11 protein-coding genes are annotated in these 12,412 nt (G+C 48.6%); 10 read left to right on the plus strand and 1 reads right to left on the minus strand.

The features are described from left to right. Nucleotides 1-106: 106 nt before the first annotated feature. The 10 genes from HPY28_RS15795 (at nucleotide 107) to HPY28_RS15840 (ending at nucleotide 11,741) form a co-directional block, all read left to right on the plus strand. A complete protein-coding gene (locus tag HPY28_RS15795; RefSeq protein ID WP_017252257.1) occupies nucleotides 107-376 on the plus strand; it encodes a YciI family protein in 270 nt (89 codons plus the stop codon). A gap of 78 nt (nucleotides 377-454) precedes the next feature. Then, nucleotides 455-844, plus strand: a complete 390-nt coding sequence (locus HPY28_RS15800; protein ID WP_026043384.1) for a c-type cytochrome — start codon at nucleotides 455-457, stop codon at nucleotides 842-844. Between the two features lie 136 nt (nucleotides 845-980). Then, entirely contained in the window at nucleotides 981-2,021 is a 1,041-nt protein-coding gene (argC, locus tag HPY28_RS15805) for an N-acetyl-gamma-glutamyl-phosphate reductase (RefSeq protein ID WP_174230901.1), read from the plus strand. Nucleotides 2,022-2,034: 13 nt separating this feature from the next. After that, entirely contained in the window at nucleotides 2,035-2,832 is a 798-nt protein-coding gene (gene argB, locus HPY28_RS15810; RefSeq protein WP_069850812.1) for an acetylglutamate kinase, read from the plus strand. Nucleotides 2,833-2,850: 18 nt separating this feature from the next. Continuing rightward, entirely contained in the window at nucleotides 2,851-4,032 is a 1,182-nt protein-coding gene (locus HPY28_RS15815) for an aspartate aminotransferase family protein (RefSeq protein ID WP_174230902.1), read from the plus strand. A gap of 148 nt (nucleotides 4,033-4,180) precedes the next feature. After that, a complete protein-coding gene (locus tag HPY28_RS15820) occupies nucleotides 4,181-5,287 on the plus strand; it encodes a carbamoyl phosphate synthase small subunit (protein WP_174230903.1) in 1,107 nt (368 codons plus the stop codon). Further along, nucleotides 5,280-8,522: a carbamoyl-phosphate synthase (glutamine-hydrolyzing) large subunit gene (gene carB, locus HPY28_RS15825; RefSeq protein ID WP_174230904.1), complete on the plus strand. Its 3,243-nt coding sequence runs from the start codon at nucleotides 5,280-5,282 to the stop codon at nucleotides 8,520-8,522. The genes HPY28_RS15820 and carB overlap by 8 nt, the downstream gene beginning before the upstream one ends. Continuing rightward, nucleotides 8,467-9,438 carry an ornithine carbamoyltransferase gene (gene argF, locus HPY28_RS15830; protein WP_174230905.1) on the plus strand — a complete coding sequence of 324 codons (972 nt, stop codon included), beginning with the start codon at nucleotides 8,467-8,469 and terminating at the stop codon, nucleotides 9,436-9,438. The genes carB and argF overlap by 56 nt, the downstream gene beginning before the upstream one ends. Before the next feature lie 430 nt (nucleotides 9,439-9,868). Next, nucleotides 9,869-10,420 (plus strand): DUF5317 family protein, encoded by a 552-nt coding sequence (locus tag HPY28_RS15835; RefSeq protein ID WP_017252249.1) that lies wholly within the window; start codon nucleotides 9,869-9,871, stop codon nucleotides 10,418-10,420. Continuing rightward, a complete protein-coding gene (locus HPY28_RS15840; RefSeq protein WP_017252248.1) occupies nucleotides 10,404-11,741 on the plus strand; it encodes an HD-GYP domain-containing protein in 1,338 nt (445 codons plus the stop codon). The genes HPY28_RS15835 and HPY28_RS15840 overlap by 17 nt, the downstream gene beginning before the upstream one ends. Before the next feature lie 28 nt (nucleotides 11,742-11,769). Here HPY28_RS15840 and HPY28_RS15845 read toward each other — a convergent pair whose 3' ends face one another. Further along, entirely contained in the window at nucleotides 11,770-12,309 is a 540-nt protein-coding gene (locus HPY28_RS15845) for a histidine phosphatase family protein (protein ID WP_017252247.1), read from the minus strand. Nucleotides 12,310-12,412: the final 103 nt, after the last annotated feature.

Genomic DNA, 12,412 nt, shown 5'->3' on the forward strand with positions numbered 1-12,412 from the left:
ATCGTTCGCTGTAGAAAGGAAAAATCCTACCAGACCAAAGTCCGTATTCATAATTATGTTATAATTCATGAAAGAACAAGGTCATGAAAAAGGAGAGAAACCGTCCATGTTGTATGCCGCATTTTTGCCAATCGTGAATCAAGAGCTGAATGCTCAAGTAAGACCTGCGCATCTTACGTATATCAATGATTTGTACAAGCAGGGAAAAGTGATCATGGCAGGACCCTTCACAGATAAGCTTGGCGGATTGGTTATTTACAAAGCGGATTCTCTGGAAGAAGCTCGCAAATTAGCTGAGGCTGATCCAGTTGTCGTGGAAGGCGCACGGACGTTGGAGTTACGTGAATGGAGCCCGTTAGAGTTTCCTTTGTCCTAAATGTGGCTCTGGCAAGAATGAGAAGTGGTAGTCGGAGGCATACTTAGCGAAGAAATCCGAATAAAGGAGGGAACAGCCTTGAAACGTATTCCACTCGTTTTGACAGCGGCTGTACTCGCATTCTCGCTAAGTGCCTGTGGTACCAGTAAGCAAACACAGCCGCCAGCACAACAACCAGCGACAGAAACGCCGGCAGCCGAAAAACCAGCAACAGAAACACCTTCGACGACGCCATCTGGCAGCTATGATGCAGCAACTGCAGAAACCATGTTCAAAAATACCTGTGCAGGCTGCCACGGACAGACGCTGGAAGGGGCAGTTGGACCGAACTTGCAAAAGATCGGTAGTCAGTTGAACAAGGAGCAGATCCTGGGCATTTTGGAAAAAGGAAAAGGATCAATGCCTCCGGGTCTCGTCAAAGGAAAAGATGCAGAAAACATCGCTGCATGGTTAGCGGACAAAAAGTAAACAGGGCAACAAACCAGCGCTCGAGCAATCGGGCGCTTTTTTCTTTGGACGTAAAAAAGTTTTTTTGTTGTATTCCAAATGGATTTTTATTATTATTCATGTATAAAAATACGGAATGAGATAAAGGGGAGAGAGCATGGTTCGGATCGGGATTGTTGGAGCAACGGGGTATGGTGGCGCGGAGTTGATCCGTCTTTTGGCTGGGCATCCGCATGTTGAGATCGCAAATTTATATTCAAGTTCATCAGAAGGAGAAAGCTTGGAAAAATCGTTTCCACATGCAGCTGGGCTCGGATTGCCGACATTGTCACCGATTGATGCAGACAGCATGAGCGGTGTGAACGATTTGATCTTCCTCGCTACGCCTGCGGGAGTAAGTAGCGGGCTGTCTCCAAAGCTGGTCGAAAAAGGCGTAAAGGTCATTGATTTATCCGGGGATTTTCGTCTGGAAAACGGTGCGGTCTACCAACAGTGGTACAAACATGAGCCTGCCCCTTCCCAATGGGTAGAAGCGGCGGTTTACGGTTTAACCGAGTGGAATCAAGAGCAAGTGGCGGGTGCCAGTCTCATAGCAAATCCAGGCTGCTATCCCACTGCTACGCTCCTCGCCCTGCTTCCGCTGGTAAAGACAGGCTGGGTACAGCCTAACAGTTGGATCGTCGATGCCAAATCAGGTGTGTCCGGCGCTGGACGTGGAGTATCGCTCGGTGTTCATTACAGCGAGAGTAATGAAAGCATCCATGCTTATAAAGTGGCGAGTCATCAGCATACACCAGAGATTGAACAGGAGCTGCATAAACAAAGCGGGGAAGAGACGCTTGTTCAATTTACGCCGCATCTGGTGCCGATGACCCGAGGGATTTTAGTCACGGCTTACGGACAACTAACCACTGATGTCACTCAAGCGCAAATCCAGGAGCTATATGAAGCTACTTATGCGGATAAGCCTTTTGTGCGTGTACGTCCTGCAGGCAGTCATCCACATACAAAAGAAGTTTATGGCTCCAATTACTGCGATATCGCCATCCATGTTGATCAGCGCACGAAGCGTGTTATCTTGCTGTCGGTCATCGATAACATGATGAAGGGCGCGGCTGGTCAAGCTGTGCAAAACATGAATGTCATGTTTGATTTGCCTGAGAAAACGGGCTTGCCGCTCGTACCAGTATACCCGTAGAGGAGGAGAGCAGATGCAAGGAATTGTCGTGATCAAATGTGGCGGAAGCACCATGGATCAGCTACCTGACTCTTTCTTTCAGGCGATTGCTGGATTGCAGGCGCAAGGACAAGAGATCGTCATCGTCCACGGGGGCGGACCTGCTATTAACAGTATGCTTGATCGAGTTCAGATCACTCCGCAATTTGTCGATGGGCTTCGTGTTACCTGCGAGGACACGCTGCGTGTTGTAGAGATGGTCTTGTGCGGCAGTATCAACAAGGCGCTGGTAAAAAGGCTGACGCAGGCAGGAGCCAAGGCGTGGGGAGTTAGTGGCATCGATGGTCAGACTCTTTTGGCAACAAAAACGTCAAAGCCACTCGGGTGGGTAGGAGAAATCAAGAAGGCTGATACGACCATTCCGAAAGCGATTCTTGGGCAGGGCTATGTCCCAGTGATTGCTCCCCTTTCCGTTAGTGAAGATGGCACAGAGACATTTAATGTCAATGCTGATGTAGCCGCAGGAGCGATTGCAGCAGCACTCAGCGCCGAAAAACTGATCATGGTGACAGACGTTCCGGGCATCATGCAGCCTCAGCCAGACGGAACCAAAGCAGTAGTGCCAGCTACAAGTGCAGAAGAGATACAGGAAATGATTCAGGCAGAGATTATTACTGGTGGAATGATTCCGAAGGTTCAGGCAGCTCTTGACGCTCTCGGACAGGGCGTGGAGCAGGTAGTCATCTGCCGGGGAACCGCTGATGATCTGCTCGGTGTTTGTGCGGGGCAGGGAGTTGGGACAACCGTACGTATGAATGTCAATTACGCTTAGGTGAGGAGGAAAATGAATATGCATACAACTACAGCGCCTGTGCATCTCATGAATAACTATGCGAGATGGCCAATCAGTTTGGTAAAAGGGCAAGGAAACCAGGTGTGGGATGATCAAGGCAAGCAATATCTCGATTTTACCTCAGGAATTGCCGTGACCTCACTAGGGCATGTCCCGCCAAAAGTAACGGCAAAGCTGCACGAACAGCTCGATACGTTGTGGCACTGCTCGAATCTGGTGCATGTTCCTCAGCAAGAGATTTTGGCGGAAAAACTGAGCCGTCTGTCTGGACTGGATCAGGCTTTTTTCTGCAACAGTGGGGCGGAGGCGAATGAAGGCTTGATCAAGCTCGCCCGCCGCTATGCACAAAAAATAAAAGGGACCGACCGTTACGAAATCATCAGCTTTGAACAGTCTTTTCATGGACGGACATTGGCTACCCTGACGGCTACTGGACAGGAAAAGGTGAAGGACGGATTCGCACCATTGCCGCAAGGATTTGTCACCGTTCCTTACAACGACCTCGATGCAGTCAAGTCAGCTATTACAGACAAGACATGCGCGATTATGCTGGAGCTGGTCCAGGGAGAAGGTGGCGTACATCCAGCAGAAGAGGCCTGGGTGAAGGCGCTGCGTGAATTGTGCGATGCGCACGGATTGCTCCTGTTAATCGATGAGATACAGACTGGGATTGGTCGCACGGGTACATGGTTTGCCTTCCAGCAATATGGCGTGAAGCCAGATGCGATTTCATTGGCAAAAGGCTTGGGAAGTGGGTTCCCGATTGGAGCTGTCGTCGCGACTAAGGAAGTAGCAGAAGCGTTTGCTCCAGGTACGCATGGTACAACTTTTGGCGGGAATCCATTGGCAGCAACTGCTGGAATCGCGACGCTTACGACGATGGAAGAAGAGCAGATTTTGGAGCGGGTAGCCCATATCCATGATGAATTGATCAAAGAGCTGGAGAAGCTCAAGGCAGAGCATCCAGACAAAGTGGTTACGGTTCGGGGAAAAGGATTGCTTCTCGGTGTGGAACTAACGATTCCTGCTGGTGAGCTGGTCGCGTATGCACGGGAAAAAGGAGTCATTCTGCTGATGGCTGGTCCACAAGTAGTGAGACTCTTGCCTTCGTTTGTAACGACCGATGATGAAGTAAAGCAGGCCATTGACGTATTTAGCGAGGCACTGTTTCAGGTTTAGATGAAAAAGCAAAGAATGCAACGAGTGGAAGTGGTCAAAAAACTCGTTGCATTTTTATAATCTCAAATGTATATTAATACAAAAGGTTGCATAAATTTTCGGTAAGAGCGATCAGGCCGGTGCCCATTGGAGAGGAGTGGCTTTATAGATGGATAGAGAGAATCAATCGTTAGGTACAGGATATTTAACGCTGGAGAGCGGTGAGGTTTTTACAGGGAAGCTGTATGGCGCCCCCATTAACGGATTCGGAGAAGTGGTTTTTCATACAGGAATGACAGGATATCAAGAGGTGATGACAGACCCTTCTTTTGCAGGGCAAATCGTTACCTTCACGTATCCCTTGATCGGAAACTACGGGATCAACGACAAGGATTATGAGGCAGCCAAGCCAGCTTTGACAGGGATGATTGTCAGCGAGCTATGCACAGAGCCAAGCCATTACGAATCAAACATGACTTTGGCTCAAGCGGCAGAAGCATTTGGGTTCCCGATCCTTGCAGGGATTGATACGCGAACGATTACAAAGCGCGTCCGCCAAGACGGTACCGTATTCGGTGTCATTTCCGATCAGCCTATGCAGGTGGAGGAAGTTGTGTCCCTGCGCTACAAGCACGCCAAGAAATCATTAGTTGCCAACGTATCCAGACAGCAGGTGGAGCGGTATCCGGGAACAGGCGAGCATGTCGTCTTGATTGACCTCGGCATGAAGCAATCGATTTTGGATGCACTTCTCGAACAGGGCTGCCGTGTCACGGTCGTTCCATTTGATACGAGTTTTGCCCAAATCAATGCTCTCGTACCAGACGGCTTGTTGTTTTCCAATGGGCCTGGCGATCCGGAGCATTTGCTTGCGTATTGCAGCGAATGGCGTAAAGCCGTGGAGCAGTACCCGACATTAGGCATCTGCTTGGGGCATCAAGTATTGGCGTTGATGTACGGCGGCAAGACAGAAAAGCTCGCATACGGTCACCGCGGTAGCAATCATCCGGTCAAAGATCTGATGACTGGGAAAGTATACATGAGTTCACAAAATCACGGGTACGTGGTCAAGGAAGAGTCTCTGGATAAACGTCAGTTAACGGTTTCCTATCGCAATGTCAATGACGGTTCAGTCGAAGGATTACGTCACGTTAGTCTGCCTGTTTTCAGTGTGCAGTTCCATCCAGAAGCACATCCGGGCCCTAGTGATACATCCCACATTTTCCACCAATTCTTGCAGTCGATGCGCGTAGTAGGAGCGAAGAGATATGCCTAAATTGCCACACATTCATAAAGTATTGGTCATCGGTTCTGGTCCGATCGTCATCGGGCAGGCAGCGGAATTTGATTATGCAGGTGCACAGGCTTGCCTTTCCCTAAAGGAGGCCGGCGTGCAGGTCGTGCTGGTGAATAACAATCCAGCTACGATCATGACAGATGAACAAGTAGCGGACAAAGTATATCTGGAGCCGCTCACGGTGGAATCCGTGACAGCTATTATCGCAAAAGAGCGTCCCGATGGCCTCTTGCCTACGTTAGGCGGCCAAACGGGACTTAATCTTGCTGTTTCGCTGGCAGAAGCGGGTGTGTTGGAAAAGTACAACGTCCAACTGTTGGGTACGCCGCTGGCTGCCATTCAAAACGGGGAAGACCGTGAGCTGTTCAAGCAATTGATGCAAAAAATCGGAGAGCCTGTTCCAGAGAGCGATACAGTCGAATCTGTAGAAGCAGCAATCGAGTTTGCGAACACTATAGGCTATCCCGTGATTGTCCGTCCTGCTTATACACTCGGAGGAGCAGGCGGCGGGATCGCAGGGGATGAATCGTCCTTGCGCAAAGTTGCAGCGGGTGGCATTGCAGCTAGCCCAATCGGTCAGGTATTGATTGAGCGCAGTGTAAAAGGCTGGAAAGAGATTGAATACGAGGTCATGCGGGACGCAAATGATACCTGCATCATCGTGTGCAATATGGAAAATTTGGACCCAGTAGGCATTCATACGGGAGACAGTATTGTTGTCGCGCCATCTCAGACGCTGACAGACCGCCAGTACCAAATGCTGCGCAGCGTATCAACGAAAGTGATTCGTTCGCTAGGGGTAGTAGGCGGTTGCAATATTCAATTTGCGCTTGATCCGAATTCCGATCGGTATGTGCTGATCGAAGTAAATCCTCGTGTAAGCCGTTCAAGTGCGTTGGCATCCAAAGCAACAGGTTATCCAATTGCGCGGATCGCCGCCAAGCTCGCACTAGGTTATGGACTGGATGAGGTACTCAATCCAATCACAGGCTATACGTACGCTAGTTTTGAACCAGCGTTGGACTACATCGTTGTCAAAATCCCGCGCTTCCCATTTGACAAATTCCCGCTGGCAGACCGCAAGCTGGGGACCCAAATGAAAGCGACTGGCGAGGTCATGTCGATCGCCCGCAATCTGGAAGCAGGACTTTTGAAGGCAGTTCGCTCCCTGGAACAGGGCTGCACACATTTGACTCGATCAGAGCTGGCCTCCTGGACACGTGATGAGCTTGCACATTCCTTGCAAGAAGCAACGGATATCAGACTGTTTGTTTTTGCCGAGGCGATCCGCAAAGGCTTTACAGAAAGTGAGCTGCACAGTCTGACTGGTGTCGATCCGTTTTTCTTGCGGAGCTTGCGTAAAATCGTGGATTTGGAAGTAGAGCTGTCTTGCCACGATCGGAAAACACTGACCCCTGAGCTGTTGTTGGAAGCAAAGCGTCGCGGGTTTGCCGATGAAACCATTGCTTCACTGGTAGGTGCTACACCTGCCGAAATCAAATCATTGCGTCAAGAATCGGACATTACGCCTACTTATAAAATCGTGGACACTTGTGCAGCAGAATTTGATGCCCAAACCCCTTACTACTATTCGGATTGGCAAGGAATAGATGAGGTCGAGTCACTGTCTGGCCGCAAAGTACTGGTACTTGGCTCAGGTCCCATTCGCATCGGTCAGGGTATCGAGTTTGACTACTGCTCCGTGCATGCAGCCAAAGCGCTTCAGGCAAGCGGTATTGCGGCTGTCGTTGTGAACAACAACCCAGAGACGGTCAGCACGGACTATGAAACAGCCGACCATCTTTATTTTGAACCGCTTCACGTAGAAGACGTGCTGCATATCGCAGAACGCGAACAGGTTGAGGGCGTCATGGTTCAGTTCGGCGGTCAAACCGCGATCAATCTGGCCGCCAAGCTGGAGCACGCGGGGCTGAAAGTAATGGGTACGTCACTTACAGCCATCGAACGTGCGGAGGACCGCGAGCTGTTCTATGCCATGCTGCGCAAGTTGGATATTCCGCATATCCCCGGTAAAGGAGTATCGACCTTGGAGGATGCGACCGTGATTGCGGAGGAAATCGGCTTCCCTGTTTTGATGCGACCTTCGTACGTCATCGGCGGGCAAGGTATGGTAGTCGTCCACAATATCGACGAGCTGCAAGCGACCATTCACGACTGGTTGAACCATCCGGACATGAGCATGTTTTTCCCACTCCTTGTGGATAAATACGTTCCAGGTAAGGAAGCAGAAGTAGATGCGATATGCGACGGACAATCTGTCATTATCCCAGGGATCTTCCAGCATGTGGAGAGAGCGGGCATCCACTCAGGCGACAGTGTAGCCTTGTTCCCAGCTCCTCAGCTGACGGATGACAGCAAGCAAAAAATCGCGAGCTATACAGAAGCAATCGCGAGAGAAATGGAAGCGGTCGGGTTAATCAATATCCAGTTCGTCATTGATAGCGAAACGGTTTATGTACTGGAGGTAAATCCTCGTGCTTCACGGACCGTACCGATTACGAGCAAAGTGACTGGCATCCCGATGGTTCAACTGGCAGTGCGCGCACAATTGGGTGAAAAGCTGTCAGAGATGGGCTACGGTACAGGGCTTTTGCCAGAGATTCCTTTTGCAGTCGTCAAGGCGCCAGTCTTCTCCACGATCAAGCTGAACGGCGTAGACCCGGTACTCGGTCCAGAGATGAAATCGACGGGAGAAGTTCTCGGCTTGGGGCATTCTTTCGAAGAGGCAGCAGGCAAAGCCTTTGCTTTCAAAGACAATTTGTACGGCGACTGGCAAAAAGGTCAGTTGGTTATGATTTCTCTGGCAGATGGAGATAAGCAGGACGGCGTAAGAGAGTCGATTGGAAAAATTCAAGCAGATGGTGCCAATCTGGCAGCGACTCCGGGAACGGCCAAGTGGCTTGCAGCCGAAGGAATTGTCGTGAAGCATGTCGTGGCAGATGAAACGGCGTGGATCGAGCTATTGCAAAAGGAAGAAGCGGCCTTCGCACTTGTTACTGCAACGAAAGGCAATCGTCAGGGCCGGACAGGATTTGCTCTGCGAAGCCGTATGGTACAACAGGGTGTGCCGTTGTTCTCCGCTGTCGATACGTTCGAGTTATACGTGAAGTCTATTATGAAGAAAAGAGGTGGCTCGCATGCAGCCAGTGAAGATATTGGAACACTTTCAAAACTTGCCGTTACAAAAGCATAAAGGAAAAGATTTCTTACGCGTCGATGAATTCAACGGGGAAGAATTGATGGAGCTGCTCCATCTGTCTGCTCACGTCAAGCAATTGCAAAAGCTGGGACAGCCATTCCAGCCTTTGCAAGGCAAGACGTTGGGGATGATCTTTGACAAGGCTTCGACCCGTACGCGCGTCTCCTTTGAAGTAGGGATGCATCAGTTGGGTGGCCTAGGGATGTTCATGAGCGGAAAAGAGCTACAGCTCGGACGCGGGGAGCCGATCAGCGACACCGCAAAAGTTCTCTCCCGGTACGTGGATGCCATCATGATTCGCACCTTTTCCCACTCTTATGTAGAAGAGCTTGCTGAGCACGCCTCGATCCCCATTATCAATGGCTTGACCGATCTGTACCATCCTTGTCAGGCATTGGCTGATCTGCTGACGATCTGGGAGCATAAAGGCAAGCTGAAAGGAGTCAAGCTCGCCTATGTAGGAGACGGCAACAACGTGGCGAACTCACTGGTGCTGGGCGCAGCCCTGCTAGGCTTGGATGTGCGGGTGGCGACTCCGGCAGGCTACGAAATGGATGCAACAATTGTCGCAAAAGCTACAGAATATGCGAAACAAAGCGGTGGAAAAATGATGGTGACCACCGATCCGATAGCGGCTGTCATGGGGGCAGATGCTGTATACACGGACGTTTGGACTAGTATGGGTTTTGAAGAAGAAAATGAGGTGCGATTGAAAGCATTTGCCGACTATCAAGTGAACGAAAAGTTGGTAGCAGCGGCAAATCGTGATTATCTCTTCTTGCATTGCTTACCAGCACATCGTGGGGAAGAAGTGACAACAGGGGTTATCGACGGATCACGCTCTGTCATTTTCGATCAGGCTGAAAATAGATTGCACGCACAAAAGGCGATATTGGCGGCGCTGGTGTGAACATAGTTCTAGTTAAATAGAACTATCTGTAATTAAATCGAATAGACTATGAATCTATGATTGCCGAATTTTGTCACTTATGTGTAAAATAAAGGTAAGAAAGAAGCAAAGAAGTACGGACTGTATCTGGTCGCTTGGTCCGTATGGAGCCAGTAGCGAATCCAACCTTTTCCGTAATGGAAAAGGAAAGAAGAGCAGGGGTTGTACTTGGTCGCTTGGCCTCTGCATCACGGACAGTAGCGAAGCCAGCTTTCTCCACTATGCCTGAAGGGGGGAAAAGAAAATGAAAAAATGGTTCGCGGCAATTATGATGGTGGTAGCAATCGTAGCAGCTACTTCTGCAAACTTCCATATTGGATAATAAGCGTATTGGAGAAACAAACACCGCTTGGCTGAGTGGTGTTTTTTCTTCAAGCTTGGAGGAAACAACATGCTATTGGATGTAATTGCCCTATCTTTTCTCGTAGCATTGCTGCGAGGGGGAAGAATCAAGGATTTTCCTAAATTCAATCAAATAAAACTTCTTGTCGTTACCATACTGCTCCAAGCTTGTGCGGTCTTATTCCCTGCGATCGGTGGCATTTTCATATCGATCGCGTATGTGTTTATTTTGGCTTTCCTCGTTTTTAATCGAGAATTTGAGGATATGCGGATATTTTTAATCGGCTGGTTTCTGAATGCGATTGCAATTTGGTCTAACAATGGAAAAATGCCAATTGATTTAGTTCAAGCAGCAAAGCTTCCTTATGATTTAGAGCCGGTTATAAACGGAACGAATTTCAAGCATAGTGTATTGACGGAAAGTTCAAATTTTCCGTTTTTGACGGATGTCATCTACATGCCATCTATCATTCCTCGGATTATTAGCATCGGCGATATTTTTATTATGCTAGGCGCCTTTTTACTTGTTCAGCGATTGATGAATAAACCCATTTCATTACTACAACTTCGCGAAGGTAAAAGTTATGCGACAAAAAACTGATTATGCAAATTGGATAAAGGGGATTGTTGTACAGGTTGGATTTGTCATTGCAGCAATCTATATTTTTTACACATCTTCATCTGAATGGGCAGTTCGTGAGCATTGGGGGGTATTATCTACCTATACTCTCCTGACCATTTTCTCCTGTTTTGCTCCCGTACGTATATCGAATACGATTTTAACAGTGAACAATGCTGTAATCTTTTCGGGTATCTTGTTGTACGGCGTATGGGTCGGAGTATGGGCTGCAGTTATTGAATCTTTAATCATTGCTTTCCTGGTAAGGTTTAATCCGCTAAAAGCTATCATTAATATTGGGCAATTGTTAATGACGATATGGACAGTAGCGTTTTTGAAGGATTGGATCGAGGGCTTCGGAACCGTTTCTCCTATTATTAGCGATTTGATTTTGGCTGTGGTTTATTGGTTTGTGAACCTGATTTTATGTGGATTGGGTATCTCCTATTTTCATCAAATGACCTGGGCGCGAACCGTAAAGATGATGGCAAAAGGATTTACCTCGACTTACTTGCTGCTTTTAATTTTAGCCGGAGTAGGTTCCCGCTTAGTAGAGTCATATGGCCCGCTACCACTAATTCCTATGATGATTGCGTTTATTACGATCAGTTACGTATTTCATCATTACTATGACAACCTCCAAAGGCTTCAGCAAAAAGTAGAAGAGGTCAAATCATTCAATCACAACTTCTTAACGACGATGGCTGCTTCCATTGACGCACGAGATCGCTACACAAGTGGACATTCTCAGCGGGTAGCTTACTGGGGAAGAGAAATTGCGAGAGATATTGGTTTGTCCGAACGCAAAGTGGAGGATGTTTATATCGGGGGAATCCTGCACGACATTGGAAAAATCGGCATTGAAGACGAAATTCTCAATAAAAAAGGAAAGCTGACCCCGGAAGAGTACGACAAGATCAAGCAGCACACAGTCATTGGCTACGAAATTATTTTGCAAGCAGGGATGTTCAACGAATTGCTTCCTGCGATCCGCTCCCATCATGAGCGAATAGACGGAAGGGGATACCCGGATGGTTTAGCTGGGGATGAGATTCCGTTGATGGCGAGAATTTTAGCCATTTCAGACGCTTTCGATGCGATGGTTGCGGACAGGCCTTATCGAAAAGGTTTGCCTGTGGAGGAAGCGCTTCAAGAAATCAGACGGGGCTCTGGTACCCAATTTGATCCGATATTGGCGGAGCATTTTATCAGAATCGTTCAGCGACTGCCGTACGAAGAGTTGCAAAGCATTATCGGAATAGAGTCCATCCCACAAAAACAGTTACAGGAGGCAATCAGATGAGCTGCCCCTTGTAACTGTTTTTATTCGTTTACGACCATATGCGGACGATCTCTCTGGTTTCTAAATGGCAGGTAAGCTTGAATACATCCGGATTGCTTAATTTCTCCCAATCGTGAAAGCCAAAACGGTCATCCATTGATTTCATGAGCAAGGCCAGCAGGCATCCGTGGCTAACAAGCACGATTTCTTTGTGCGCATCTGCCAAAATCTCAGTGAGCAACGAATTTGCACGGTTGATAGCAGTGAGACTGGATTCGCCCCCTTCGAATTCAAGAGTCAGGTCATCGAACGTATCGCGCAGTCGCTCGAACCAATCTTCACGTGCCACTCCGCTAAGGACACGCTCGACCAAACGCGTGTCTTCTTCAACCACGATTCCGCGCTCCTGTGCAAGAGGCTGGATGGTAGCAATCGCCCGATGATATGGACTCGAAATGATTCGATCGATGGGGGAATCTGCGAAGAAAGTGGCAAGCTCCCGGGCTTGTACTTCTCCCTTTTCCGTGAGCAGAGCTTCGGGTTCTTGGCCAGCAGCCTGACAATGACGTACCAAATAAATTGTTTTCATAATCCCTCCAACAGACTTCTCCTATGTAATTCTTCCTTTCACTCATTCTCTACATTGGATTCGTTTTCCTTTCAATCGCGCAACGTTTATGCATAAACAGACA

Origin of the sequence: Brevibacillus sp. HB1.2, from assembly GCF_013332495.1 — a bacterium.
In the GTDB taxonomy this organism is placed as follows: domain Bacteria; phylum Bacillota; class Bacilli; order Brevibacillales; family Brevibacillaceae; genus Brevibacillus; species Brevibacillus porteri.

Coding starts and splice junctions, on each gene's coding strand:
- HPY28_RS15795 (WP_017252257.1), top strand. CDS start 107: ATGTTGTATGCCGCATTTTTGCCAATCGTGAATCAAGAGCTGAATGCT.
- argC (WP_174230901.1), top strand. CDS start 981: ATGGTTCGGATCGGGATTGTTGGAGCAACGGGGTATGGTGGCGCGGAG.
- argB (WP_069850812.1), top strand. CDS start 2,035: ATGCAAGGAATTGTCGTGATCAAATGTGGCGGAAGCACCATGGATCAG.
- HPY28_RS15815 (WP_174230902.1), top strand. CDS start 2,851: ATGCATACAACTACAGCGCCTGTGCATCTCATGAATAACTATGCGAGA.
- HPY28_RS15820 (WP_174230903.1), top strand. CDS start 4,181: ATGGATAGAGAGAATCAATCGTTAGGTACAGGATATTTAACGCTGGAG.
- carB (WP_174230904.1), top strand. CDS start 5,280: ATGCCTAAATTGCCACACATTCATAAAGTATTGGTCATCGGTTCTGGT.
- argF (WP_174230905.1), top strand. CDS start 8,467: ATGCAGCCAGTGAAGATATTGGAACACTTTCAAAACTTGCCGTTACAA.
- HPY28_RS15835 (WP_017252249.1), top strand. CDS start 9,869: ATGCTATTGGATGTAATTGCCCTATCTTTTCTCGTAGCATTGCTGCGA.
- HPY28_RS15840 (WP_017252248.1), top strand. CDS start 10,404: ATGCGACAAAAAACTGATTATGCAAATTGGATAAAGGGGATTGTTGTA.
- HPY28_RS15845 (WP_017252247.1), bottom strand. CDS start 12,309: ATGAAAACAATTTATTTGGTACGTCATTGTCAGGCTGCTGGCCAAGAA.